We start from the raw sequence: 23,643 nt of genomic DNA, 5'->3' as shown, positions 1-23,643 counted from the left end.
TCTTTACGCTTTTGCAGCGCGCCGGTCCAGATGCCGGCTGAGCCTGGGAGCGGCTACCATGCCGCAGGCCATCGCCGCCAGGAACAGCGCGCCCTGCCAGCCGTTATAGCTGAGCGAGGCCATTGCGGGGCCGGGGCAAAGCCCCGCCAGGCCCCAGCCTGCGCCAAACAGAACAGAGCCTATGATCAGCCGCCGGTCCAGCTCCGTTTGCGGCGGTGCAGGGAAGCTGCCGCCGGCCGCGGGCTTGCGCCCCTCTATCAGCCGCCAGGCCAAGGCCATTGGCAGCAGCGCGCCGCCCATCACAAAGGCAAGGGTTGGGTCCCAACTGCCAAAGATATCCAGCCAGCCCTGCACTTTGGTGGTGTCTGTCATGCCCGACAGCATCAGACCTGTGCCAAACAGGCTGCCTGCAACCAGCGCCAGAACAATCCGCAGCATCAAATCATCCCCAGGATTTGGCGCAGAACCGCCAGTGTCAGAATACCGGCCAGCATGTAGACCCCTGTTGCCGTGATGCCCCGCAAGGACAGCCGCGAGATGCCGCAGACCCCGTGGCCGGAGGTGCAGCCATTGGCCATCCGCGTGCCAACGCCGACCAGCAAGCCCGCAGAAATCAGCACGATGGGGTTGCTGCTGGCATAGGTTGCAGGAGTCCCGGCCAACAGGCCAACCAGCAGCGGCATGAAAATTACGCCTGCGATGAAGGCCAGCCGCTCGGCTGCGGAGTTGCGACCGCTGCCATCCAGCAGCCCGCCCAGGATGCCGCTGGCGCCCATGATGCGGCCGTTGCCGAAAAGATAGACGGCACCGCCGAGCCCGATCAGCATGCCGCCCGCGAAACCCTGAATCCAATCCGTTTCCATGATCGTCTTCCGCCTGCTCCGGTCAGATTTTGTTGACCGGGATCTTCAGGAAGACATCGCCCTGATCATCCGGTTCCGGCATCTGGCCCGCGCGCATATTCACCTGCAGCGACGGCAGGATCAGACGCGGCATGCCCAAGGTCGCATCACGGGCGTCGCGCATCCGGGTGAATTCCTCGATGCTGCGCCCTTCGCCTATATGCACGTTCAGCGCCTTTTGTTCACCTACGGTGGTTTCCCATTCGTAATCATCGCGGCCCGGTGCCTTGTAATCATGGCCGACAAAGATGCGGGTGTTGTCGGGCAGCGCCAGGATCTTTTGGATCGAATTATATAAATCGATTGAAGACCCGCCGGGAAAATCACAGCGGGCGGTGCCGAAATCAGGCATGAACAGCGTATCGCCGACAAAGGCTGCGTCCCCGATCACATAGGTCAGGCAGGCGGGCGTGTGGCCCGGCGTGTGCAGCACTTCGCCGCGCATCTGGCCGATCATGAATACATCGCCTTCACGGTACAGGCGGTCGAACTGGCTGCCGTCGCGCTGAAATTCGGTGCCTTCATTGAAGATTTTGCCGAAGGTGTCCTGAATTACGGTGATCTGGGCGCCGATGCCGATCTTGCCGCCCAGCCGGTCTTGCAGGTAGGGCGCGGCAGACAGATGGTCGGCATGCACATGGCTTTCCAGGATCCACTCTGTCCGCAGGCCTTCCTTCTTGATCCAGGCAATGATGGCATCCGCTGATGCCGTGCCGGTGCGCCCGGCTGCCTGGTCGTAGTCCAGCACAGAGTCGATAATGGCACAGGCGGAGCCTTCAGGTTCACGCACCACATAAGAAACGGTGTTAGTGGCTTCGTCGAAGAAGGCCTTGACGGCGGGGGTCATCTGTTGCTCTCCCTTGATTTTGGATAATCATATATTGGTTGGCGAATATGTTTCAAGGATGCCGGTGCGCAGACCGATGGTGCCATTGAAATCATCGCAGCCAGTTGACCCGTGTCAAGGCAGGGCAATGTTGCGCTGCAGTATGCTTGGCAGGCGTGGGTGACACCTGCAGAACCATCAACCGGCCGGTAAATCTGCACAAATAGGCGGTCGTGCGCCTAAATTCTGCGGGCCTTCACGCGGCTGTTGTGAAATACCAGTATAGCCCCATCATGATCCAGGGAGGACTGCCAATGACACAAGAAGATCTGCTGCACACTGTCGAGAATCTGGAAACCCGGATTCTTGGAGAGACCGGTACCGCCCGGCTTGCCATGCGGCCTGAGTTTATCCGGTTGCTGGATCACATGCGCAAGACTGGCGCTGCTGTGCCAGGCCGGTTCCGCCGTCTGGAAGCCGCACTGTGCGAAGAAGCGGTGGAGGAGATGTTTGACAATATGCCGGTCTAGCCGGACTGTCAGGCAAGGCGTCCGAGGCTTCAGCCCAGGAAAATGCCCGTCATAACCAGCATCAGCCCCAAAACGGACAGCAACAGGGCGCCCAGATTGTAGGGCAGTACTGATTGCACAACGGCACGCAGAGCTTCGTCGTTCAGTTTCTGGCGGCGCGCACGCGCAACGCGGACAATGCACCAGACCAGGCCCAGCAGACCGGCGATGGACAAGGCGGCTCCGGCCCAGACGATGAGTTCGAACATGTGCGTGCTCCTGCGGTTTTCGCGCTGCGCCGCGCCTAGCCGATCCCGGCTCTGCGCGCAAGCTGCGAGGGGGCGGGCGCCGGTTTTTGCCGCTCGGCGCGTCTCTGCGGCTTTCCCTGCTTGCGGCGCAGCGGGCGGGGCGCTATCCCCTTGCTCCGACAGCAATTGACAGCATGTGCCGACGGAGCCGCAGATGGATATCACCGAAGACGAAAAAAGCGAAAACTACCGTGTGACCGCTGGCGAGTTGCGCCAGTTCATCGAGCGGTTCGAGCGTTTGGACGAAGAAAAGAAGACCATCGCCGAACAGCAGAAAGAGGTGATGGCCGAAGCCAAAGCACGCGGCTATGACACCAAGGTCATGCGTAAGATCATTGCCCTTCGCAAGCGCGATCAGAACGACATCGACGAAGAAGAAGCGGTGCTGGAAATGTATAAGGAAGCCTTGGGTATGTAAGCCACGCGGGACTGCGGTCCCGCGAGAGTTTCCGCTGGTGCCGGAGGGGTTTGCCCGCTTGCGGCACCAGCCTGCTGATGCTGAGCCTTCGGGCCTATTGAGAGCTGCCAGTCTCTGGCAAAGGTTTCATCCGGGAGCGCCGGGCCAGCCGTCGTGCACGCCGGCCTGCCTCTTGGAGCACCACCGCATAAAGCCCCCAGAATAACGGATGCAGCGTGTATCTCATCCGCTCTTGTTCCGGCCCGTTCACCGCATGGGCTACGCCCAGGAACAGCACCACCGACAGCAGCATCACCTGAAAGAAGGCCCGGCGTGTGTCGTCCTGATCCCGGCGGGCAAGTTCCGCCAGGGCGATCAGCGCGAACAGGTTCAGCGCCAGGGTCAGGAAGCGCGACAGGCTGGGGTCGATTATGATCTTATTGTCCGCCGTCAGCACCCGCTTGGTGTCGGGGATCTTTGGGAAGCGGTCCCAGTTCAGCGGCGGGTAAAAATATTCGTTCGGCCACAGCGACAGGCTGGTGAAAGCCCGCACCGCGACGCCGGCCGCATATTGCACCGGGCTGGCAGCGACGACCTCGATCGATTTCTTCAGGCAGGTCTTGGAATAGGGGATCATCCGCGGATCATTCAGCGCTGTGCCGGTATGCTGACCGATCAGCCCATGGACTTCGGCAAATGTTTTGAATGAGCAGCCTTCGACCGGCTCAGGCGCTGTTTGCGACGCATTGAGGCCGAGCCAGCTGCCGGAGCTGAAGATGCCGAACACCGCCTTGTTCTTCACCGACGGCAGCAGTGTGACAATCAGCGTGAGGGCCAGGATGATCAAACGGGCAGGGTTCGCTGCGGTCTTGAACAGCAGCAGCCCGGCCACCAGCAGGATGTAGATCGGGTGGAACAGCGTCCAGGTCAGCGACAGCACCGCAAGGCAGGCGCAGAATTGCAGGAAATAGAGCGTCCTTTGCGTCTTCAGAAACAGCAGGGCACACAGGCAGGACAGGGCAAACAGCGCTGAGGTGAAATGCGCATAGAGAATGAAGTTCTCATAGTAAAACACGGCGGGCGACAGGATATAGGCCAGGGGCAGCAGCCAGGCCAGGCGTCGCGATTGCGCCATCAGGCGCAGGGCCGCAAACATGCAGGCGGCGGTCAGGACGCTCAGCGCCAAGTGGCTGCTCCAGATCAGCTGGATCATGCAAGCACCTTGAGCGCCGCAAGCCTTGGCGGCGATCCCCAGCAGAAAATTCCAGAACGGAGGCTGGGAGTGCAGGGTTAGCAGGGCATCCAGCAAACCGTCATGCAGCTGCTGCGCCGGGAGGTGCTGGTAGGAACCGTCCAAGTGAATGGGGTCGGGGCGAATGTCGAGCAGGCCAGCTGCCAGCAGCCTGGAGGTAAGGATGATGACAGCTGCCGCCACCGCAAACAGCGCTGTCTCGCGCGGCAGCGCAGCTCTGTCTGATGCACATGCGGCCGGCTTGGCGGAAGGATTCGAATGAAATGTCATGCCCGTCCTCAGTGTTTTTTTATGCCCTTATAGGTTATTCTGGCGCAGTGTGAAATTCCCCGCAGGTTCTGGCCGGCAAGGCGGGCCAGGCAGCGGGCAGTTTGACACCTAGCCAAAAAGTGATGGTGCTGATATAAATCGGACCGGAAGTAAAAGCATCTTTCGGTTGATTTCATTTGACGACAGATTCATCGCTTATGACCGGCCAGCCCGGTATGCTTGCCGTCGATTTGGATGGCACTCTGCGGCGCAGCAACATCCTGTATGAAAGCTTCTGGTCCTCCTTCGGGCGGGATTGGAAAAGCCCATTCACCTCGGCAATTGCGCTGTTTCAGGGGCGGGCAGCGCTTCTGCTGGGCACTGTGACGTTGCTGGCGGTTTTGCCGGTCAATCTGATTGCCTTCAATGTTTGCGTGGTGACTGATCTGCTGGACCTGAATGCTGCCCGCGGCCGCCATCTGTGCTTTTTGACTGTCCTGGCGGTTGCAGTCTGGAGCAGTATGTCATGATCTTGCAGCAGCTTCTGATCCGCTACACTGTCTTTGCGGTTGTTGCTACTGCGGTCAACCTCGCCACCCAGCGTGCGGTCCTGCAATTGGGGGAAGGTGCAGCACATTTCACCGCCGCCATGGCGGCGGGCACCCTTGCTGGGCTGGTTGTCAAATACCTGCTGGATAAGCGTTGGATCTTTTTTGACCAGCACAGCGGCCTTAAGCACCAGGGGCGGACATTTACGCTGTATGCCTTGATGGGTATCGCAACCACAGCGGTGTTCTGGATTACCGAGACCCTGTTCTGGATCACCTGGGGCACGGATGCCGCGCGCGAGGCCGGGGCTATTCTCGGGCTGGTGATAGGCTATACGGTGAAATACCAGCTGGACCGGCATTTCGTTTTCACTCGAGGCGCAAAGGAGACGGAATGACAATGCTGTCAGGCTGGGGGAACTACCCGGTGGCCCGGGCACAGCTTCTGGCCCCCCGCAACGAGACAGAGCTGCAAATCCTGATCGCCGGCAACTCCTCGGTCATCGCCCGCGGCAATGGCCGCGCTTATGGCGACAGCGCTATCGGCCTGCCGGCGACGTTGCACATGCGGCATTTCAACCGGATGATCTCGTTTGACGCCGAAACCGGGCAATTGGTTGCTGAAAGCGGAGTGTTGCTGGGCGATATCATCTCGGCCTTCCTGCCGCGCGGCTGGTTTCCGGCGGTGGTGCCGGGCACCAAGTTTGTGACCCTTGGCGGAGCGATCGCGGCGGATGTGCATGGTAAGAACCACCATAAGGAGGGCAGTTTCCGCAATTGCCTGGACTGGGTGGATGTCATGGGGCCGGACGGCACGCTGCGCCGTTGCTCGGCGCAGGAAAACAGCGATTTGTTCGGCTGGACTGCTGGCGGCATGGGGCTCACCGGGATCATTGTCAAGGCCGCGATCAGGCTGCGGGCGGTGCCGTCGGCCTGGATCCGGCAGCAGACACTGCCGGCTGCAAATCTGGATGCCGCGATCGAAATCTTCGAGCGGTCGGCCAGCGCAACCTATTCGGTAGCGTGGATTGATTGCCTGTCGGAAGGCAACACACTGGGCCGCTCGCTTGTTATGCTGGGCGAACATGCGGATTCACGGGACTTGAGCGCGCAACAGGCGGCCACCCCCTATGCCATCGCCAGTGCAAAGACCCGGCAGGTGCCGCCGGTGTTTCCCTCCTTTCTGTTGAACCGCTTCAGTGTCCGGGCCTTCAATTCCGCCTACTACTGGGCAGGCGCCCGAAAGGCCGGGTTGCTGATTACCGACTGGAACCGCTACTTTTTCCCGCTTGATGCATTGCTTGGCTGGAACCGGATTTACGGGCGCAAGGGCTTTGCCCAGTTTCAATGTGTGCTGCCGCTCGACAGCGCCCGGTCCGGCCTGCGCAGGCTGCTGCAGGCGATCTCGGCTGCCGGACAGGGATCTTTTCTGGCGGTGCTCAAGCGGCTGGGACCGCAGGACAGCCCGTTCTCCTTCCCGATGGAAGGCTACACGCTGGCGCTGGATTTCCCTGTCAATCGCCGCAGCCTGGCGCTGATGGAGGAACTGGACCGGATCACCATCGCCCATGGCGGCCGGTTCTACCTGGCCAAGGACAGCCGGATGCACGCGGATACCTTGCGCGCGGCGGACCCCAGGGCTGCGGGCTTCACCGGAATGCGGCAATCCTCCGGGCTGCACCCGTCCTTTCAGTCCGCACAATCGCAAAGGCTTTCGCTATGACAAAATCTCCTGTTCTGATCCTTGGCGCCCGTTCGGACATCGGCCTGGCCGTGGCCCATGCTTTTGCCTCACAAGGGCATCCTGTGCAGCTTGCCGCCCGCCGGGCAGACACGCTCGGGGCTGAAAAAACGGATCTTGAGCTGCGCCATGGCGTGCCGGTGAGCCTGCATGATTTCGATGCGCTGGCGCTGGAAAATCACGAGGGTTTTGCTGATGCACTGCCTGAGCTGCCGGGCATAGCCGTTTGCGCTGTCGGGTATATGGGCGATCAGGCGGAAAGCGAACGGACGCCTTTGCAAGCAGCCCAGGTGCTGCGCAGTAACTTTGAGGGGCCGGCAAGCATTCTGGCGGTTCTCGCCAACCGGTTCGAGCAGCGCGGCTCCGGCACGCTGGTGGGCATCAGTTCAGTCGCTGGCGAGCGCGGCAGAGCATCCAATTATGTCTATGGGGCGGCCAAGGCCGGCTTTACCGCCTTTTTGTCCGGGCTTCGAAACAGGCTGGCCCGCAAAGGCGTTCATGTTGTCACCGTGCTGCCCGGGTTTGTCGCCACGCAAATGACCGAAGGCATGGACTTGCCGGCCAAGCTGACCGCTCAGCCTGAAGAGGTGGCAAATGCCATCGCCGCCGCCGCATCCAAAGGCCGGAATGTTGTGTACGTGCGGCCTGTTTGGCAGCTGATCATGCTGATTATCCGTAACATTCCCGAAGCGATCTTTAAGAAGACAAGTATCTGAGCACGGGCGATCCTTCTTTGGGGCGATTTTCCATTTAAATTGTCGCCTTGCAGCCCTTGGCTGTATAGAATTGAACACTTTTCCTTAGGGTCAGGATGCATTGATTTCCGATTTGCCGTGTGATTCAGAGCTCGAAAACGAGCGGTGTACATGTCTGATCTTTTCCGGCTGGGCGACGCGCAGATGGCGCGTCTTGAACCCTTCTTTCCCAGGTCCCCCGGTAAGCCTCGCGTTGATGACCGGCGCGTTTTGAGCGGGAGTGAGGAGGATCAGAAAACGATCCAGTGAATCATTTTCCCGACGAACCTTCATCAACCGCAATGGATTGCGCTGGCGGGACGCTCCTGCTGAATACGGTCCGCGCAGTGAGGCGGGACCGTCGCCCCGGCGGGGCGGCGTCAGCCCGGTGAACGCTTGACAGCCGGTGGAAGCGCTGGAGCGAGAAAGGCATCTTCGCTCGAATGACGGACGGGCCGGCCTCCGGTCACAGGGAAGAGAAGACTGTGATGATCCCCTCTCATCGAAACTGCGTTTCGACTGCCGGGCAGTGGACGCAACTTATCTGAAAGCCCATCGGACAGCGACCGGTACGGGCGTGAAAAAGGGGGGCGTGGACGCCTGATCCCTTGCCCGGCAGGGCATTGCGCAGCAATGTCCCGAGAGGGGCCGGACCAAAGGCGGCATGAACACGAAGCTGCATGCCATCTGCGACCGCCAGGGCCGGCCGCTCAGCCTGTTTATCACCGCCGGGCCCCTTCTCGGCGATGCAAACATCGCCTGTCAGGCGGCGGGTCAGCGACGACATCGGCGCGCGGGCGCTGCTAAGCAGCTTGCCAAAAGCCGGTTGGCTGCTTGGGGACCGCGGCTATGACGCCGGCGGGTTCAGGGAAGCGTTAAAAGACAAAGGAGCGCGGCTGTATCCCCGGTCGAAAGCAGCGCAAGAAGCCTGTGAAATACGGCAAACGCCGCTACAAGCGGCGCAACCGTATCGAGATCATGTCCGGCAGGCTCAAGGAATGCAGGCGCGCCGCAACACGCTGCGACTGGTGCCCCGAGGTATTCCTGTCAGCAATCGCCCTCGCGGCGTTAGTCATTTACTGGTTATGAATCCTGACCCTAGGGGACAGTTTCACTGATGGTTATCAGGTCGATCCCGAAGTCACGGTTCTCAGCAATGGCAATGTTGTGATCGGGTGGGGCAGCAACTACGACGCCGATGATGCCAAGAATGAGTTTCCGATCCGTATTTTTGACAAAGAAGGCAACGCAGTAACTCAGGAATTGGTGGTCAATGAAGCTGCTGATGAAACTGTCAAGGACGCGGACATAACCGCACTGAAAGGCGACGGCTTCGTCGCAGTTTGGACGACTTCTGCTCAGGAGACCGATTTTCGCATAGCTTTGTATGACAACAATGGCAGCAAAATCGGGGACGAGGTTGTTTACAATCTGCCTGATATAGGTGCCCCCAGCGTTCCTTCGGTGATCGCTCTTGAAAGCGGCGGGTATGCAGTTGCTTGGTCTCAGCCAGATTATGAGCCTTATTACCGTTCCGGAGGTTCAAAGACGATCAAGGTTCAATTGTTCGATGAAACCGGCAACACCACTGCTGCCGAAGTTGATGTCACGAAGCCCGCAGGCCAACTGGACAGTTTCCCGGAAATAACGGAAGGGCCAGACGGGCAGTTGCTTGTTGTTTGGAAGTTCTATGACCCTGATGTTTCCGGCAGTACTGCCTATTTTGCAAAAATCATCGACCAGGAGGGAAAGGTTCTGGTCGATGAATTCCAGGTCCATCAGGATGCGGCCGGCGGGTCCGGCGACAGTCCTCCAAAAGTTGCGTGGCTTGATGATAGCAATTTCGTTGTGGTCTGGGGCGCACCGGGAGACAGTGAACCGGCAGGGGGTGCATGGGGCAGGCATCCAGGTGTTTGGGCGCGGGTTTTCAGTTCAGAAGGCGAGCCGCAAGGTGATGAATTCGTGGTCAACCAGCAAACCAAGGATACACAAAGCTATTACGAAATCGAGGCACTTGAGGGTGGACGGTTCATCATCACCTAGGGGGATAACCACAATGATGACTCGGTGCAGTACAGTGTGTCCGAAGGCGATGGCTCCCCCGTCGAACTGCCTTATGGTTTTGAAGATGAAGTCGCTGAAATTGCAGTGCTTGATCTGCTGGCCAATGACACCGATCCGGATGCAGATGCTCTGACGTTTACTCTTGCTGCCAGTTCCCGTGAATACGGTGCTGTGGTGTCCTGTGATGCGGAAACTGATACCCTGTTTTACGATCCGACCGCTGCCGGTGGCATCCAATCGCTCTCTGAGGGCGAGGTGCTGGAAGATAGCTTTACCTACACGATCTCCGATGGGCAGGGCGGCACTTCCGAGGCGACAGTGACCATCCTGGTCGGCGGCCTTGATGAGGCTGATGCAGGGGCAGTCCCACTGTTTGCACAGGAAGATTACGGCGTGCTGCTCTAAATGGGACCTTGGCTGTGCGGGCGTTCGCCCGTGCGGCCAATGACCGCTGGGTGATGAACTTCAACGTAATAAGTTTTAAGCTTGAAATAAATGTCGTGGCAGCGGTATGGTCGCTGGCAGGCCGCATCAGCAAAGGAGCCCCGTCATGCCAGCCATCAGCGTGCATCCCGAAGGGTGGAAGCCCGCCAAAGGTTATGCCAACGGTATGATGGCCGAGGGCAAGCTGCTTTTTGTCGGCGGCCAGATCGGCTGGACCGCGGATCAGGTGTTTGTGGCACAGGATTTTATTGGTCAGATGAGCCAGGCACTGCAGAATATTCTGGAGGTGGTCGAAGCCGCAGGCGGATCAGCGCAGGATATCACCCGGCTCACTTGGTTTGTGACCGACAAGGCCGAATATCTCGCCCATCAGGCAGAAGTCGGTAAAGCCTACCGTGCGGTGATGGGCTATCACTTTCCGGCGATGACCATGGTGGTTGTCTCCGCTCTGGTCGAAGATGAGGCCAAAGTGGAAATCGAAGCCACGGCGGTACTGCCCGCTTAACTCGAAGCGCCACACGGTTTCGTGAGCGCTCTTCCCATGGACCGTGCCGGACGCCACATTCAAAGGCGCAGAGCCAGGGGAGAGCGACATGCGGATCAACGCCGATTTCACCAAACGCGCAGCGGTGCATTTTGATGAAACACCTTGGGTGGCAAGCCCGGCGCCTGGGGTGGAGCGGAAAATGCTGGACCGCATTGGCGAGGAGGTAGCCCGCGCCACCACCATCGTACGGTTCGCACCGGGGTCTGCCTTTGCACCGCATGTGCATGACGGCGGTGAGGAATTTTTGGTGCTGGACGGCGTGTTCCAGGACGAACACGGGGACTTCCCCGAAGGCTCCTACATCCGGAACCCGCCGACCACCAGCCACACGCCTGCTGCGGCCGAAGGGGCGGTTATCCTGGTGAAGCTGCACCAGTTCGATCCAGCCGATCGAACCGAAGTGAAAACCCGCGTCTCCGGCAATGCAGCGCAGCAAGAGCTGTTCCAGGACAGTGTTGAAACGGTGGCCTTGCAAATCTGGGCGCCGGGGCAGGCGATCAGCCTGGAAGCCACTGGCGGCGTGGAGGTATTTGTGGTGCATGGCAGCTTTAGCGAAAACGATGAAGCGTTCACGCGCTGGGACTGGCTTCGGCTGCCGCCGGGCTGCCGTTTTGAGGCCATGGCTGGCGCAGAAGGTGCACATGTCTGGGTGAAAACCGGCCATCTTACGCAAATGACTGCCTAAGCCGGCATCGCTTTTTTCCCTGAAATCAAATCTTTGAATGCCGTTCCTGCAGGAACGGCATTTTTTTTCGCCAAGTAAAAATTTTACCAGTTGATAAAAAATCAGACTGTGGCAGTCTAATAGGCAAGAAGAATGTAATAATCAGGGAGACACCCAATGGCGACCAGCCATCAGGCATCCGGCATTCAGGTAGCGCGTTTGGACGCCGCCGGGATCGCCGAGAATTTCTCGGACCTGCACCCAGCCTATGACGCGCATGAGGCAGCCGTAGCGGCAGATCGCTGCTATTTCTGCTATGACGCGCCGTGCATGACCGCATGTCCTACATCCATCGACATTCCCCAATTCATCCGCGAGATCCAGGCAGGCCACCCTGAAAGTGCCGCCCGCACCATTCTGGAGCAGAACATCCTCGGCGGCATGTGCGCCCGGGTCTGCCCGACAGAGACATTGTGTGAAGAGGTCTGTGTACGCGAAACCGCAGAGGGCAAGCCGGTTGAGATCGGCCGTCTGCAGCGCTACGCCACTGACACTCTGATGGAGATGGGGGGGCATCCCTTCAGCCGCGCCGAGGCGACCGGCAAGACGGTTGCCGTCGTCGGTGCTGGGCCTGCGGGTCTCTCGGCGGCACACCGGCTGGCCATGCTGGGCCATGACGTTGTTCTTTACGATGCCAAGTCCAAGGCGGGCGGCCTGAACGAATTCGGCATCGCGGCCTATAAATCCACCAACGACTTTGCCGCGCGCGAGGTCGAGTGGCTGCTGCAAATCGGCGGCATTACAATGGATTATGGCAAGAAGCTGGGGGCGGAGCTGTCACTGGACGGGCTGGCGTCCGGCTATGACGCCGTGTTCCTCTCCATCGGTCTGGCCGGGGTCAACGCCCTGCGCGCCCCGGGTGAGGAAAAGGATGGCGTGCGGGACGCGGTGGAATTCATTGCCGAGCTGCGCCAGGCGGAGGATCTGACCGCGCTGCCCGTGGGCCGCAATGTGGTGGTGATCGGCGGCGGCATGACTGCGGTGGACGCCGCTGTGCAATCGAAACTGCTGGGCGCCGAAAACGTCACCATAGCCTACCGCCGCGGGCGCGAGGATATGGGTGCCAGCCGGTTCGAGCAGGATCTGGCCGCCTCGAAAGGCGTCAAACTGATGTTCAATGTGATGCCCAAGGCGGTACACGGCAATGGGGCTGCTGCCGAGATCGAACTGGAGTATACTGCGGTTGCCGGCGGCAAAGTATCCGGCACCGGCGAGACCGTGCGGCTGGTGGCTGATCAGGTGTTCAAGGCCATTGGCCAGACACTGGAGGGCCAGCCCGATGCGCTGGAGCTTGAGGGCCGCAAGATCAAGGTCAGTGACACGGGCCGCACCTCGATGGCCGGGGTCTGGGCCGGGGGCGACTGCGCCTCTGGCGGCGAGGACCTCACCGTGACTGCCGTGGCCGAAGGCCGCGACGCTGCAATGGACATTCACTCCAGCCTGATGGGCTGAGCCAGTCAGGACCGGGAAACCGTTCCAAGCTAGCCTTAAGAGGAGAGATCAAATGGCTGATCTGACAACAGAATTTCTGGGGATCAAATCCCCCAACCCGTTCTGGCTGGCCTCAGCGCCGCCGACCGATAAGGAATACAACGTCCGCCGCGCATTCGAGGCCGGCTGGGGCGGCGTGGTCTGGAAGACCCTTGGGGCCGAAGGCCCGCCGGTGGTCAATGTGAACGGCCCGCGATATGGCGCGATCTGGGGCGCCGATCGCCGCCTGCTGGGACTCAACAACATTGAACTGATCACTGACCGCCCCCTGCAGACCAACCTTGAGGAAATCACCAGGGTCAAGAAGGACTACCCGGACCGCGCCATCATCGTCTCGATCATGGTGCCGTGCGAGGAGCAGGCCTGGAAAGATATCCTGCCGCAAGTCGAGGCCACCGGCGCCGACGGGATCGAGCTGAACTTCGGCTGTCCGCACGGTATGGCAGAACGCGGCATGGGTTCCGCTGTGGGGCAAGTGCCGGAATACATCCAGATGGTCACCGAGTGGTGCAAGAAATACTACTCTAAACCTGTAATCGTGAAGCTGACCCCGAATATCGCAGACATCCGTCAGCCGGCGCGGGCGGCAAATGCGGGCAATGCCGATGCGGTCAGCCTGATCAACACCATTAATTCGATCACCTCGGTCGATCTTGACAGCATGGCGCCGGAGCCGACCATTGGCGGTAAGGGCACCCATGGCGGCTATTGCGGCCCGGCGGTGAAACCGATTGCGCTGAACATGGTGGCTGAGATTGCCCGCGATGCGCAAACCCGCGACCTGCCGATTTCGGCGATTGGCGGCGTTACCACTTGGCGCGATGCAGCTGAGTTCATGGCGATGGGGGCCGGCAACGTGCAGGTTTGCACCGCGGCGATGACCTATGGTTTCAATGTGGTCAAGGAAATGATCTCGGGCCTGTCCACCTGGATGGACGAGAAGGGTTACACCTCCACCCAGGACTTCATCGGCATGGCGGTTCCGAATGTGACTGACTGGCAGTACCTGGACCTGAATTTTGTGACCAAGGCCAAGATCAATCAGGACGATTGCATCAGTTGCGGCCGCTGTTTTGCGGCCTGCGAGGACACCTCGCATCAAGCGATTGCGATGAGCGAGGACCGGGTGTTCACGGTGAAGGACGACGAATGCGTCGCCTGCAATCTTTGCGTGAATGTCTGCCCGGTTGAAGGCTGCATCACCATGGAAGAAGTGGCCGCGGGTCAGATTGACGAGCGCACCGGCGAGGTGGTCTCGGACGATTACGCCAACTGGACAACACATCCGAACAACCCGGCAGCTACGGCTGCGGAGTAATCCGCCGCCTGGGCCCGGCCCCGGGTGTCCTCCCGCCCGTCGTCGGCCTCCTGCCGGAGGCGCTCCTCCCGTTGGGCCCGGCACCGCGCAAGGCGCGGTGCCGGGCCCAACGCCGTTCAATAAGCATCAGCAAGGCTGATGTATTTTGCGGGGGCGGGAGCGCTTTGCTGCCGTTGGCATTCCGGGGTCAGCTTTGCGGTGTAAGCATCCGCCGATACAAGGTTTCCAGGTATTGCGGCGCTGCATCGAAAGGGTCTTCATCCCCCATCAAAGTGCGTACCTGGGCATCGAAATCGGCGTAATGCTGGGTTAGCGACCAGATCGAAAACAACAGATGTTTGGGATGCGCACGGTTGATCCGGCCGGCATCCATCCAGCCTTGCAGAAGCTGTGCTTTTTCCTCCACCAGTCCGTTCAAGTCGCTGGCGATCACGTCGTGCAGCCGGGGTGCCCCCTGTACAATCTCATTGGCATAAAGCCGGCTTTCGCGCGGAAAATCCCGGCTCATCTGCAGCTTGCGCTGCACATAGGCGAGGATCTCCTCCAGCGGCTCGCCGTCGGGGTCCAGCGCCCGCAGCGGGTCCAGCCAGGTGTCCAGCAGCCCGGCCATCAGTTCGTTGAAAATCGCTTCCTTGGAGGGGAAGTAATACAGCAGGTTCGGCTTGCTGAGTCCTGCCGCTTTGGCGATCTGGTCCACGGTGGAGCCTCGGAAGCCGTGGCTGGAAAACACATCCAGCGCGGCCTCCAGTATGGCGGCGCGATTCTTTTTCTGAATTCGGGTTGGCGCGCGGTCTGCAGGCATGTCCGTCCCTGTCTGTTTCTGCCGCCTTCTGCCAGCTGAAGCGCGGAATTTCACCTGTTTCCGGCAAAAGAGCCGATTTTTTCAAGGGCTGTGCGGCAATTTCTTGACTGATAGTGAACCCGTGATAGCGTGAGTTTGACCAGTTGGTCAAATCATTGGCCGGAATCGAAAGAACCGGCGCTCTGAACCGGCCAGCACTCAAAGCCACCTAAACGGCGCAAAGCCGATTGAAGCCTGCAAAGACGGGCGCACAGGGAAGGAAGCTGAGATGACGTCGCTTGGACAGAATCTGAAGATCAATGGCGACCGTTTGTGGGACAGCCTGATGGAAATGGCCCGGATCGGTCCCGGTGTCGCAGGCGGCAACAACCGCCAGACGCTGACAGACGAAGATGGCGAGGGCCGCGCTCTGTTCCAGAAATGGTGCGAGGATGCCGACTGCACCATGGGGCTGGATCAGATGGGCAATATGTTTGCCCGCAGGGAAGGTACCGATCCGGATGCCCTGCCGGTCTATGTGGGCTCGCATCTGGACACCCAGCCGACGGGCGGCAAGTATGACGGCGTGCTGGGGGTGCTGGCCGGACTGGAGCTGATCCGTTCGCTCAACGATATGAACATCAAGACCAAGCATCCGATCGTGGCCACGAATTTCACCAATGAGGAGGGCACGCGCTATGCGCCTGCGATGCTGTCCTCCGGCGTGTTTGCGGGCATTCACACGCAGGACTGGGCTTACGGCCGCGAAGATGCCGAAGGCAAGAAATTCGGGGATGAGCTGAAACGCATCGGCTGGCGCGGCGAAGAAGAGACCGGTGCCCGCAAGATGCACGCCTTCTTTGAACTGCACATCGAACAGGGACCGATCCTGGAAGCCGAAGGCAAGGATATCGGTGTGGTGACCCACGGCCAGGGCCTTAGCTGGACCCAGGTGACGGTGACAGGCAAGGATGCGCATACCGGCTCCACCCCGATGCCGATGCGCCGCAACGCGGGGCTGGCAATGGCGCGGATCCTGGAAACCGTGGATGAAATCGCCTGGGGCCACGCGCCTCATGCTGTCGGGGCCGCGGGCCATATCGACGTCTATCCGAACTCGCGCAATGTGATCCCGGGCAGGGTGGTTTTCACCGTTGATTTCCGCAGCCCCGAGTTGGACGTGATCACCGACATGGAAAATCAGCTGCGCGAAAAAGGCACCCGGATTGCTGAGGCGATGGGCGTTGAAATCGCGTTCGAGAAGGTGGGCGGCTTTGATCCCGTTACCTTTGACGCAGGCTGTGTCACTGCTGTGCGCAGTGCGGCAGAGCGGCTGGGGTATTCGCATATCGATATCATTTCTGGCGCGGGCCACGATGCCTGCTGGATCAACCGGGTGGCGCCGACCGCGATGGTCATGTGCCCCTGCGTTGATGGTCTGAGCCACAACGAGGCCGAGGAGATCAGCAAGGAATGGGCCGAGGCTGGCGCCAACGTGCTGTTCCATGCGGTGGTCGAGACAGCGGAAATCGTTTCGTAGCTGGGGGCCAGCCCCCAGACCCCCGGGATATTTCCGGCCAGATGAACAAGGGAACTTGTTCTTCGAGAATAAGTGGAGGCGTGAAAATACGCCCCGATTCAGGGAGTTATAGTCATGAGTAAAGTCATCAGAAACGGCACCATCGTGACCGCCGATCTGACCTACAAGGCCGATGTGCTGATCGAAAACGGGGTGATAACCCAGATCGGCCAGAGCCTCAAAGGCGATGAGGAACTGGACGCCACCGGCTGTTTTGTGATGCCGGGCGGGATCGATCCGCATACACATCTGGAGATGCCCTTCATGGGGACCTATTCTTCGGATGATTTTGAGAGCGGCACCCGTGCCGGGCTCGCGGGCGGCACCACCATGGTGGTGGATTTTGCACTGCCCAATCCGGGTGAGAGCCTGCTGGATGCACTGAAACGCTGGGACAACAAATCGACCCGCGCCAATTGCGATTACTCCTTCCACATGGCTGTGACATGGTGGGGTGAGCAGGTCTTTGACGACATCAAGACCGTGATCCAGGAGCGCGGCATCAATACCTTCAAGCACTTCATGGCCTATAAGGGCGCGCTGATGGTGAATGATGACGAGCTGTATTCCTCATTCCAGCGGCTGGCAGAGCTGGGGGGCATTGCCATGGTGCATGCGGAAAACGGCGATGTGGTGGCGGAGCTGTCGGCCAAGCTGCTGGCACAAGGCAATACCGGCCCTGAGGCGCACGCCTATTCCCGCCCGCCGCAGGTCGAGGGTGAGGCCACCAACCGCGCCATCATGATTGCCGACATGGCGGGCGTGCCGCTGTATGTGGTGCATACTTCCTGCGAGGACAGCCATGAGGCCATCCGCCGTGCCCGGATGCAGGGCAAGCGGGTCTGGGGCGAGCCGCTGATTCAGCATCTGACCCTGGATGAGAGCGAGTATTTCAACAAGGATTGGGACCATGCCGCCCGCCGGGTGATGTCGCCGCCGTTCCGCAACAAACAGCATCAGGACAGCCTGTGGGCTGGTTTGCAGTCTGGCTCATTGTCGGTTGTTGCGACGGACCACTGCGCCTTTACCACTGAACAGAAACGCACTGGGGTTGGCGATTTCACCAAGATCCCGAACGGCACCGGCGGGCTGGAGGACCGGATGCCGATGCTGTGGACCCATGGCGTTGAAACGGGCCGGATCACCCCGAATGAATTTGTTGCGGTAACGTCAACAAACATTGCCAAGATCCTGAATTGTTACCCGAAAAAGGGTGCAGTTCTGGTAGGCGCAGATGCCGACCTGGTGGTCTGGGACCCGACAAAGACCAAGACGATCTCCGCCGCCAGCCAGCAGTCCTCGATCGACTACAACGTGTTCGAGGGGCATGAGGTGAAGGGCCTGCCGCGCTTTACGCTGACCCGCGGCCATGTGGCGGTGCATGACGGCGAGATCAAGTGCCAGGAGGGCCATGGCAAGTTTGTCTCGCGGGAGGCTAACACCACGGTCAACAAGGCGCTGTCGACTTGGAAAGAGCTGACCGCGCCGCGCCCGGTGGAACGCACCGGCATCCCGGCAACAGGTGTTTAAATTCAGGAGCGGGCTGCCGGTATCGGCGGCCCGTTTTCCTGTGTGAAATCAAGGCGAAGATATGAATATGGAAACGACCACCCAGGCAATCCGACCCGAGGCCGCCGCTTCCGACCCAGCCTCTGTTGAAACCGTGATTGAGGCCCGGAACCTGGATCTGACGTTTCAGACCAACGATGGCCCTGTGCATGCGCTGAAGGACATCAGTCTGGAGATCAACAGGGGCGATTTTGTCTCCTTCATCGGTCCCTCCGGCTGCGGCAAGACCACGTTTTTGCGTTGTATCGCGGCGCTGGAAACACCCACCGGCGGCAGCTTGTCCGTCAATGGTATGACCCCGGATGAGGCACGCCGCAACCGGGCTTATGGCTATGTGTTCCAGGCCGCGGGGCTGTACCCGTGGCGAAGCATTGCCAAGAACATCAAGCTGCCGCTGGAGATCATGGGATACTCCCGGGCGGAGCAGGAAAAGCGCGTTAATCAAGTCCTGGAACTTGTTGAATTGTCAGGCTTTGGCGGCAAGTTCCCCTGGCAGCTGTCGGGCGGGATGCAGCAGCGGGCCAGCATTGCGCGGGCGCTTGCATTTGATGCTGATATCCTCTTGATGGATGAACCTTTCGGGGCACTGGACGAGATCGTGCGTGACCATCTGAACGAGCAGCTGCTGAAGCTGTGGGCCCGGACCAACAAGACCATTGGCTTTGTTACTCATTCGATTCCTGAAGCGGTGTATCTGTCGACCAAGATCGTGGTGATGTCGCCGCGGCCGGGCCGTATCCATGATGTGATTGATAGCACCCTGCCGAAAGAACGGCCTCTGGATATCCGTGACAGTCCGGAGTTCATCGAAATAGCGCATCGGGTGCGCGAAGGGCTGCGGGCGGGTCATGGCGATGACTGATATCAACCTGCAAAATACGGCGGCATCTGACACGCAGTCCCTGAACACCGCTTGTACACTGACGGGCGCATCATTCACGGCATCGGAATATTCAAATTTACCGGTCAATTTCCTGTGCAGAAAATTGGTGCGGCGCGGGGGCGGATCATGAAAAGCCTTCTTGCTGTCCTCACCGTGCTCGCTGCCATCATCGCCTTCTGGTACGCCGCTTGCGTCCCGATGAATATCAAAGGTGTGCTTGATCAGGCAGAGCGGGCAGGGGCCGTGGTCACACCGGCTGCCGCCAAGGAGCGCCGGTACATGAGTGAAATCGGGCTGGTGGCGAAGAACACATTTGCTATTGGCGAAACCTGGGTGCAGGAGCGTCCGCGCTTGCCGGCCCCGCATCAGGTGGCGGTGGAGCTGTGGCAGACCACGGTGGAAAAGAAGGTCACCTCGAAACGCAGCCTGATCTATCATGCGCAGGTGACGCTGAGCGCCACGCTTCTGGGCTTTGCCATTGGCACCGGCCTGGGCATCCTGCTTGCGGTGGGGATCGTGCATAGCCGGGTGATGGATATGTCGGTGATGCCCTGGGCGATTGTCAGCCAGACCATCCCGATCATCGCTCTGGCACCGATGATCATCGTGGTGCTGTATTCCATCGGGGTGCAGGGGATTATCCCGAAGGCGGTTATCTCAGCCTACCTCAGCTTCTTCCCGGTGGTTGTCGGCATGGTGAAGGGCCTTCGGGCGCCGGATGCGATGCAGCTGGACCTTTTGAAAACCTATAACGCCAATACAAATCAGGGGTTTTGGAAGCTGCGGCTGCCGTCCTCGATGCCGTATCTGTTCGCCTCGCTGAAGATCGGCATTGCCGCCTCGCTGGTGGGGGCCATCGTGGGAGAGCTGCCGACCGGCGCGGTTGCGGGGCTTGGCGCGCGGCTGCTGGCCGGCAGCTACTACGGGCAGACCGTGCAGATCTGGTCGGCGCTGTTTGCCGCGGCGATCCTGGCGGCTTTACTGGTGGCATTGCTCGGGCTGATCGAGCGGCTGGTTCTGAAACGCATGGGGGTAAGCGCATGATCAAGCGATGGACAGAGGGCTCTGCCCTCGCCGCTGCGCGGCTCACCCGGGATGTTTCAGGCCAGAAGAACAAGGGGAGGCTGTCATGGTGATGGTTGTTCTAGCCGTGCTAGTCTGGTGTTTGGGGTGGTGGCTGAACAGCCGTCTGGCAAACAGTCCGGCCGCGAAAACCCGCGCTGTGCAGCTGTTGGTGCCCGCGACCTTCGGCATCACCGTTCTGGTGGTCTGGGAGCTGCTGGTGCGCGGACTGGCGGTGTCTTTGGTGATCCTGCCGGCTCCCTCCGTAATCGCGGTGCGCTTTGCCTCCAGCATCCCAATTCTGTGGGCGGATTTTGCCCAGACCATCCTGAAGGGTGCTCTTGGTGGTTACCTGATTGGCTGCGGCGCAGCGTTTCTGACCGCGACCCTGGTGGACCGCAGCGATTTTCTGCGGCGGGGTCTGCTGCCGGTTGGGAATTTCATTGCAGCGTTGCCGATTGTCGGCACCGCACCGATTCTGGTGATGTGGTTCGGGTTCGACTGGCATTCTAAAGCCGCTGTTGTGGTGGTTATGGTGTTCTTTCCGATGCTGGTGAATACGGTGGCGGGCCTGCGCGAGACCTCCGCCATGCAGCGCGATCTGATGCAGACCTATGCGGCAACCTATTGGCAGGCCTTTTTCAAGCTGCGTCTGCCGGCGGCGCTGCCGTTTGTGTTCAACGGCCTCAAGATCTCCACCACCCTGGCGCTTATAGGTGCGATTGTGGCGGAGTTCTTTGGCTCGCCCACCGTCGGCATGGGCTTCCGCATCTCCACCAGTGTCGGCCAGCTGGCACTGGATATGGTCTGGGCGGAGATCGTGGTGGCCGCGCTCGCCGGGTCGGCCTTTTACGGGCTGGTGGCGCTGATCGAAAAAAGCTTCACCTTCTGGCACCCGTCGCAGCGGGGCTGAAGATTGGGCCGTCCCGCCAGATGCGGGGCGGTTTTGCGGAAATCTTGCGCGGGGTGCCGTCAACGGCCGGCCTCATAAAGAAAAAACTTTGAACGAATGGTCAAACCCGGGCAAGCTTCAAGTCATAATCAATAGGGAGAACGAGACATGAAACATCTGATGACGGCGGCAGCGCTGGCACTGGGCGCTGCGGGGGCAGCGCAGGCGGCGGATGATGTGACGCTGCAGCTGAAATGGGTGACGCAGGCACAGTTTGCGGGTTATTACGTGGCGCTGGACAAGGGGTTCTATGAGGAAGAAGACCTGAATGTCACCATCTTGCCCGGCGGGCCGGATATTGCCCCGACCCAGGTGATTGCCGGCGGCGGTGCAGATGTGACGGTGGAATGGATGCCCGCGGCGCTGGCAGCACGGGAAAAAGGCCTGCCGCTGGTCAATATCGCCCAGCCGTTCAAGTCTTCCGGCATGATGCTGACCTGCTGGAAGGACACTGGAATCGCAGAGCCTGCCGATCTGGCCAACCGCACCCTGGGCGTGTGGTTCTTTGGCAATGAGTTCCCGTTTATGAGCTGGATGAGCCAGTTGGGAATTTCCACCGAAGGTAAAGGCGAGGCTGGTGTTGAAGTTCTGAAGCAGGGCTTCAACGTTGATCCGCTGCTGCAGCGCCAGGCCGACTGCATCTCGACCATGACCTATAATGAATACTGGCAGGTCATTGATGCCGGTGTTGGTGCCGACGAGCTGATCACGTTTAAATACGAGGACCAGGGTGTGGCGACGCTGGAAGACGGTCTGTATGTACTGGAAGAAAACCTGAGCGATGAGGCCTTCACCGGCAAGATGGAGCGCTTTGTGCGCGCCTCGATGAGGGGCTGGAAATACGCTGAGGAGCATCCGGATGAGGCGGCAGAGATCGTGCTCGACAATGATGCCTCCGGCGCGCAGACCGAGACCCACCAGAAACGGATGATGGGTGAAATTGCCAAACTGACTGCAGGCAGCAACGGCGCGCTGGATCCGGCGGATTATGAGCGGACAGTGTCAACGCTGATGGGCGGCGGCTCGGATCCGGTGATCACCAAGGCCCCGGAAGGCGCCTGGACCCATGCCATCACCGATGCGGCGCTGAACTAAGCAGGGCATAGTCATCGGAGATCCGCCGGGTCCTGGACACCGGCGGATCTTCTGCGTGATTTCAGAGAAGTATTGTTAAAAATTCAACAATTCGGCGGCAATTAAAAATTACACCCTTGGGGTGTGTGTTTTTGTGTTAGCGTTGCCTTATGGGAGAGATGCGTGCTCATATCCCTGATCGGCAAAGGCAATCCGGATATCCGCCGCAATACTTGTGCCTTTGTCCTCAGCCAGACGACACTGCGTGCCATGCACGGTACGCAGCGCACGGACGGCCTGCGTTGCTGGATGTCGCCAGCAGAAGTTGCGAACTGCCGCTGATGGATCTCTGTCAGGCAGCGCACCAGCGGAAGCTGGAGACCGGGCGGGCGCAGATGCTGCTGCTTTACGAGGTAGAACCAATTGGGCTGGAGGTGGCGGCGCCCCGGCAGGGCGACGTGATCCCGGTTTCGGTCTGCTGTCTCCAGCAGATCACCCACACCGATCTGCTGCACGCATTGGCCTGCGGTTTTGATGTCATCCACATGCAGGCCTGCGCCAGCTCTGCCGGCAGGCAGCATCAGCAGCAGGAGGTGGAATTGGTGCAGGTGCTGGGCGGGCTGGGCCGGATATTGCTGTTTGACGGGGCTGAGACCTTGGCGCGGCGGCTGGGGACAGGCGTTTTTCCGTTTCCTTCGGTTGCACCGGACATATTGGCGGTGGGTAGCCGCAGGGACACCGCAAGGGCCAGCGCCGCGGCTCTGCTGCCGGCCAGTGCGGACCATGTCGCCTTGCCGGAACAGGCGCCATACGGCTCCGTCAGCTTGGATGAAGACCTGTGCAATCAGTGCAGCAGCTGTGTCTGGGTCTGCCCGTCGGATGCCTTGAGCCTGACGGAAGACGGCGGCGCGCTGAGTTTTGTGGAATCCTTGTGTTTTCAATGCGGCTTGTGCATTTCGATCTGTCCGCAGCGGGCGCTCAGCATGGAACCGGGTATGGATTTGTCCGCATCAGCCGTGCTGCCGCACCTGCTGGCGGGGCAAGATGCGGAAGATGCAGGTACCCCGGGTTTGGTAGAGGAGATTGCCGTTCTGGGCAGCGCGAGTGCAGCAGTGCAAGCCTTGGGGCAAGCCCGGGGCTAGGCGGCTTGGCCAAAAACTGCGCCGTTCAGCTTTGCTCCAGGAACCCGCCATATTGGCCGCGCTTGAAGATCAGGCCTTTGCCGGGGCGGGTGGTGACGCTGGCCACTTCGCCGATGATGATGGTGTGATCGCCTGCCAGATGGGCGGCAAAGCGGCGGCAGTCAAACCGGGCAATCACCCCGTCCAGCGCCGGCGCCCCCTGGCCGTTGGACTGCCATGCTGCGGTGCTGAAGTCCTCGCCGCGGGCCGCAAAATGCTTGGCCAGGCCCAGCTGATCCTCCGCCATCACGTGAATGGCGAAATTCTCTGCCATGACAAAGGAATCATGGCGCAGAGAGGCTTTCGCCGGGCACCACAGCAATAACGGCGGATCCAGTGACACGGAAGTAAAGCTATTGACGGTAATGGCCAGAGGGCCGCGCGCTGTCATGGTGGTGACAACCGTCACCCCGGTGCCAAAGCAGCCGAGCGCATCGCGGTAGTCCCGGGCGGTCTCCGGCCCGGGGATAAAGCTGGTTTCGGCCATGTCGCGCGCCTTTTATCCGTT

26 protein-coding genes and 1 pseudogene are annotated in these 23,643 nt (G+C 60.1%); 20 read left to right on the top strand and 7 right to left on the bottom strand.

The window, feature by feature from the left end:
- Nucleotides 1-3 precede the first annotated feature (3 nt).
- From AQUI_RS0120890 to AQUI_RS0120880, 3 genes are read right to left on the bottom strand one after another with little or no spacing between them, the layout of a single operon-like run.
- Complete coding sequence (locus AQUI_RS0120890; RefSeq protein ID WP_211236041.1) at nt 4-438, bottom strand: YeeE/YedE family protein; 435 nt, start codon at nt 436-438, stop codon at nt 4-6.
- Nucleotides 438-863 carry a YeeE/YedE family protein gene (locus tag AQUI_RS0120885; protein WP_027259245.1) on the bottom strand — a complete coding sequence of 142 codons (426 nt, stop codon included), beginning with the start codon at nt 861-863 and terminating at the stop codon, nt 438-440. The genes AQUI_RS0120890 and AQUI_RS0120885 overlap by 1 nt, the downstream gene beginning before the upstream one ends.
- A gap of 22 nt (nt 864-885) precedes the next feature.
- Nucleotides 886-1,749, bottom strand: a complete 864-nt coding sequence (locus AQUI_RS0120880; RefSeq protein WP_027259244.1) for an MBL fold metallo-hydrolase — start codon at nt 1,747-1,749, stop codon at nt 886-888.
- 293 nt (nt 1,750-2,042) lie between these two features.
- Here AQUI_RS0120880 and AQUI_RS0120875 point away from each other — a divergent pair, with 293 nt between their 5' ends.
- Nucleotides 2,043-2,258: a hypothetical protein gene (locus AQUI_RS0120875; RefSeq protein WP_027259243.1), complete on the top strand. Its 216-nt coding sequence runs from the start codon at nt 2,043-2,045 to the stop codon at nt 2,256-2,258.
- Between the two features lie 29 nt (nt 2,259-2,287).
- Here AQUI_RS0120875 and AQUI_RS0120870 read toward each other — a convergent pair whose 3' ends face one another.
- Nucleotides 2,288-2,506 (bottom strand): hypothetical protein, encoded by a 219-nt coding sequence (locus AQUI_RS0120870; RefSeq protein WP_027259242.1) that lies wholly within the window; start codon nt 2,504-2,506, stop codon nt 2,288-2,290.
- Nucleotides 2,507-2,699: 193 nt separating this feature from the next.
- On the opposite strand from AQUI_RS0120870, the gene AQUI_RS0120865 reads away from it, so the two are divergent.
- The gene (locus AQUI_RS0120865) at nt 2,700-2,963 is read left to right on the top strand and encodes a DUF2312 domain-containing protein (RefSeq protein WP_024089791.1); all 264 of its coding nucleotides are present in this window, start codon (nt 2,700-2,702) and stop codon (nt 2,961-2,963) included.
- A 94-nt stretch (nt 2,964-3,057) separates the two neighbouring features.
- On the opposite strand, the gene AQUI_RS0120860 is transcribed toward AQUI_RS0120865, so the two are convergent.
- Nucleotides 3,058-4,464, bottom strand: a complete 1,407-nt coding sequence (locus AQUI_RS0120860; protein ID WP_027259241.1) for a carbon-nitrogen hydrolase family protein — start codon at nt 4,462-4,464, stop codon at nt 3,058-3,060.
- A 197-nt stretch (nt 4,465-4,661) separates the two neighbouring features.
- Here AQUI_RS0120860 and AQUI_RS0120855 point away from each other — a divergent pair, with 197 nt between their 5' ends.
- The 11 genes and pseudogenes from AQUI_RS0120855 to preA all read left to right on the top strand — a co-directional run bounded on the left by AQUI_RS0120855 (nt 4,662) and on the right by preA (nt 14,054).
- Nucleotides 4,662-4,973 (top strand): hypothetical protein, encoded by a 312-nt coding sequence (locus tag AQUI_RS0120855; protein WP_027259240.1) that lies wholly within the window; start codon nt 4,662-4,664, stop codon nt 4,971-4,973.
- Nucleotides 4,970-5,389 (top strand): GtrA family protein, encoded by a 420-nt coding sequence (locus AQUI_RS0120850; RefSeq protein ID WP_027259239.1) that lies wholly within the window; start codon nt 4,970-4,972, stop codon nt 5,387-5,389. Before AQUI_RS0120855 ends, AQUI_RS0120850 begins: the two co-directional genes overlap by 4 nt.
- Entirely contained in the window at nt 5,386-6,714 is a 1,329-nt protein-coding gene (locus AQUI_RS0120845) for an FAD-binding oxidoreductase (RefSeq protein WP_027259238.1), read from the top strand. Before AQUI_RS0120850 ends, AQUI_RS0120845 begins: the two co-directional genes overlap by 4 nt.
- Entirely contained in the window at nt 6,711-7,448 is a 738-nt protein-coding gene (locus tag AQUI_RS0120840) for an SDR family oxidoreductase (protein WP_027259237.1), read from the top strand. Before AQUI_RS0120845 ends, AQUI_RS0120840 begins: the two co-directional genes overlap by 4 nt.
- Nucleotides 7,449-7,598: 150 nt before the next feature.
- Nucleotides 7,599-8,555: pseudogene (locus AQUI_RS30235) on the top strand (IS5 family transposase).
- A gap of 78 nt (nt 8,556-8,633) precedes the next feature.
- Entirely contained in the window at nt 8,634-9,509 is an 876-nt protein-coding gene (locus tag AQUI_RS0120830) for a hypothetical protein (protein WP_027259236.1), read from the top strand.
- 24 nt (nt 9,510-9,533) lie between these two features.
- Nucleotides 9,534-9,935 (top strand): Ig-like domain-containing protein, encoded by a 402-nt coding sequence (locus AQUI_RS0120825; protein ID WP_084294486.1) that lies wholly within the window; start codon nt 9,534-9,536, stop codon nt 9,933-9,935.
- 145 nt (nt 9,936-10,080) lie between these two features.
- Entirely contained in the window at nt 10,081-10,479 is a 399-nt protein-coding gene (locus AQUI_RS0120820) for a RidA family protein (protein WP_027259234.1), read from the top strand.
- Nucleotides 10,480-10,567: 88 nt separating this feature from the next.
- Nucleotides 10,568-11,206 (top strand): cupin domain-containing protein, encoded by a 639-nt coding sequence (locus tag AQUI_RS0120815; RefSeq protein WP_027259233.1) that lies wholly within the window; start codon nt 10,568-10,570, stop codon nt 11,204-11,206.
- Nucleotides 11,207-11,362: 156 nt separating this feature from the next.
- On the top strand, nt 11,363-12,697 hold the full coding sequence (locus AQUI_RS0120810) for an NAD(P)-dependent oxidoreductase (protein WP_027259232.1): 1,335 nt from the start codon (nt 11,363-11,365) through the stop codon (nt 12,695-12,697).
- Nucleotides 12,698-12,749: 52 nt separating this feature from the next.
- Complete coding sequence (preA, locus tag AQUI_RS0120805; protein ID WP_027259231.1) at nt 12,750-14,054, top strand: NAD-dependent dihydropyrimidine dehydrogenase subunit PreA; 1,305 nt, start codon at nt 12,750-12,752, stop codon at nt 14,052-14,054.
- A 187-nt stretch (nt 14,055-14,241) separates the two neighbouring features.
- On the opposite strand, the gene AQUI_RS0120800 is transcribed toward preA, so the two are convergent.
- On the bottom strand, nt 14,242-14,856 hold the full coding sequence (locus AQUI_RS0120800) for a TetR family transcriptional regulator C-terminal domain-containing protein (RefSeq protein ID WP_027259230.1): 615 nt from the start codon (nt 14,854-14,856) through the stop codon (nt 14,242-14,244).
- A gap of 268 nt (nt 14,857-15,124) precedes the next feature.
- Between AQUI_RS0120800 and AQUI_RS0120795 the strand changes: the two genes are divergently transcribed.
- The 7 genes from AQUI_RS0120795 (at nt 15,125) to AQUI_RS28550 (ending at nt 23,096) form a co-directional block, all read left to right on the top strand.
- Nucleotides 15,125-16,375: a Zn-dependent hydrolase gene (locus AQUI_RS0120795; protein ID WP_027259229.1), complete on the top strand. Its 1,251-nt coding sequence runs from the start codon at nt 15,125-15,127 to the stop codon at nt 16,373-16,375.
- Nucleotides 16,376-16,489: 114 nt separating this feature from the next.
- Nucleotides 16,490-17,944: a dihydropyrimidinase gene (gene hydA, locus AQUI_RS0120790; RefSeq protein WP_027259228.1), complete on the top strand. Its 1,455-nt coding sequence runs from the start codon at nt 16,490-16,492 to the stop codon at nt 17,942-17,944.
- Nucleotides 17,945-18,005: 61 nt separating this feature from the next.
- Nucleotides 18,006-18,845 carry an ABC transporter ATP-binding protein gene (locus AQUI_RS0120785; RefSeq protein ID WP_027259227.1) on the top strand — a complete coding sequence of 280 codons (840 nt, stop codon included), beginning with the start codon at nt 18,006-18,008 and terminating at the stop codon, nt 18,843-18,845.
- Nucleotides 18,846-18,992: 147 nt separating this feature from the next.
- Nucleotides 18,993-19,910 carry an ABC transporter permease gene (locus tag AQUI_RS0120780; protein WP_027259226.1) on the top strand — a complete coding sequence of 306 codons (918 nt, stop codon included), beginning with the start codon at nt 18,993-18,995 and terminating at the stop codon, nt 19,908-19,910.
- An 85-nt stretch (nt 19,911-19,995) separates the two neighbouring features.
- Nucleotides 19,996-20,841: an ABC transporter permease gene (locus tag AQUI_RS0120775; protein ID WP_027259225.1), complete on the top strand. Its 846-nt coding sequence runs from the start codon at nt 19,996-19,998 to the stop codon at nt 20,839-20,841.
- A gap of 147 nt (nt 20,842-20,988) precedes the next feature.
- Nucleotides 20,989-21,975, top strand: a complete 987-nt coding sequence (locus AQUI_RS0120770; RefSeq protein WP_027259224.1) for an ABC transporter substrate-binding protein — start codon at nt 20,989-20,991, stop codon at nt 21,973-21,975.
- Nucleotides 21,976-22,295: 320 nt separating this feature from the next.
- A complete protein-coding gene (locus tag AQUI_RS28550) occupies nt 22,296-23,096 on the top strand; it encodes an ATP-binding protein (RefSeq protein ID WP_245596955.1) in 801 nt (266 codons plus the stop codon).
- Nucleotides 23,097-23,121: 25 nt separating this feature from the next.
- Here AQUI_RS28550 and AQUI_RS0120760 read toward each other — a convergent pair whose 3' ends face one another.
- Nucleotides 23,122-23,622 (bottom strand): flavin reductase family protein, encoded by a 501-nt coding sequence (locus AQUI_RS0120760; RefSeq protein WP_027259223.1) that lies wholly within the window; start codon nt 23,620-23,622, stop codon nt 23,122-23,124.
- Nucleotides 23,623-23,643 lie beyond the last annotated feature (21 nt).

Origin of the sequence: Leisingera aquimarina DSM 24565 (assembly GCF_000473165.1) — a bacterium.
GTDB classification, from domain to species: Bacteria; Pseudomonadota; Alphaproteobacteria; order Rhodobacterales; family Rhodobacteraceae; genus Leisingera; species Leisingera aquimarina.
Note: the sequence above shows the minus strand (reverse complement) of the source record. Positions and strands in the feature narration are given on the sequence as shown.

Coding starts and splice junctions, on each gene's coding strand:
- AQUI_RS0120875 (WP_027259243.1), top strand. CDS start 2,043: ATGACACAAGAAGATCTGCTGCACACTGTCGAGAATCTGGAAACCCGG.
- AQUI_RS0120860 (WP_027259241.1), bottom strand. CDS start 4,464: ATGACATTTCATTCGAATCCTTCCGCCAAGCCGGCCGCATGTGCATCA.
- AQUI_RS0120820 (WP_027259234.1), top strand. CDS start 10,081: ATGCCAGCCATCAGCGTGCATCCCGAAGGGTGGAAGCCCGCCAAAGGT.
- AQUI_RS0120760 (WP_027259223.1), bottom strand. CDS start 23,622: ATGGCCGAAACCAGCTTTATCCCCGGGCCGGAGACCGCCCGGGACTAC.
- AQUI_RS0120780 (WP_027259226.1), top strand. CDS start 18,993: ATGAAAAGCCTTCTTGCTGTCCTCACCGTGCTCGCTGCCATCATCGCC.
- AQUI_RS0120770 (WP_027259224.1), top strand. CDS start 20,989: ATGAAACATCTGATGACGGCGGCAGCGCTGGCACTGGGCGCTGCGGGG.
- AQUI_RS0120785 (WP_027259227.1), top strand. CDS start 18,006: ATGAATATGGAAACGACCACCCAGGCAATCCGACCCGAGGCCGCCGCT.
- AQUI_RS0120840 (WP_027259237.1), top strand. CDS start 6,711: ATGACAAAATCTCCTGTTCTGATCCTTGGCGCCCGTTCGGACATCGGC.
- hydA (WP_027259228.1), top strand. CDS start 16,490: ATGAGTAAAGTCATCAGAAACGGCACCATCGTGACCGCCGATCTGACC.
- AQUI_RS0120800 (WP_027259230.1), bottom strand. CDS start 14,856: ATGCCTGCAGACCGCGCGCCAACCCGAATTCAGAAAAAGAATCGCGCC.
- AQUI_RS0120815 (WP_027259233.1), top strand. CDS start 10,568: ATGCGGATCAACGCCGATTTCACCAAACGCGCAGCGGTGCATTTTGAT.
- AQUI_RS0120850 (WP_027259239.1), top strand. CDS start 4,970: ATGATCTTGCAGCAGCTTCTGATCCGCTACACTGTCTTTGCGGTTGTT.
- AQUI_RS0120855 (WP_027259240.1), top strand. CDS start 4,662: ATGACCGGCCAGCCCGGTATGCTTGCCGTCGATTTGGATGGCACTCTG.
- AQUI_RS0120810 (WP_027259232.1), top strand. CDS start 11,363: ATGGCGACCAGCCATCAGGCATCCGGCATTCAGGTAGCGCGTTTGGAC.
- AQUI_RS0120890 (WP_211236041.1), bottom strand. CDS start 438: ATGCTGCGGATTGTTCTGGCGCTGGTTGCAGGCAGCCTGTTTGGCACA.
- AQUI_RS0120775 (WP_027259225.1), top strand. CDS start 19,996: ATGGTGATGGTTGTTCTAGCCGTGCTAGTCTGGTGTTTGGGGTGGTGG.
- AQUI_RS28550 (WP_245596955.1), top strand. CDS start 22,296: ATGGATCTCTGTCAGGCAGCGCACCAGCGGAAGCTGGAGACCGGGCGG.
- preA (WP_027259231.1), top strand. CDS start 12,750: ATGGCTGATCTGACAACAGAATTTCTGGGGATCAAATCCCCCAACCCG.
- AQUI_RS0120870 (WP_027259242.1), bottom strand. CDS start 2,506: ATGTTCGAACTCATCGTCTGGGCCGGAGCCGCCTTGTCCATCGCCGGT.
- AQUI_RS0120885 (WP_027259245.1), bottom strand. CDS start 863: ATGGAAACGGATTGGATTCAGGGTTTCGCGGGCGGCATGCTGATCGGG.
- AQUI_RS0120795 (WP_027259229.1), top strand. CDS start 15,125: ATGACGTCGCTTGGACAGAATCTGAAGATCAATGGCGACCGTTTGTGG.
- AQUI_RS0120865 (WP_024089791.1), top strand. CDS start 2,700: ATGGATATCACCGAAGACGAAAAAAGCGAAAACTACCGTGTGACCGCT.
- AQUI_RS0120845 (WP_027259238.1), top strand. CDS start 5,386: ATGACAATGCTGTCAGGCTGGGGGAACTACCCGGTGGCCCGGGCACAG.
- AQUI_RS0120880 (WP_027259244.1), bottom strand. CDS start 1,749: ATGACCCCCGCCGTCAAGGCCTTCTTCGACGAAGCCACTAACACCGTT.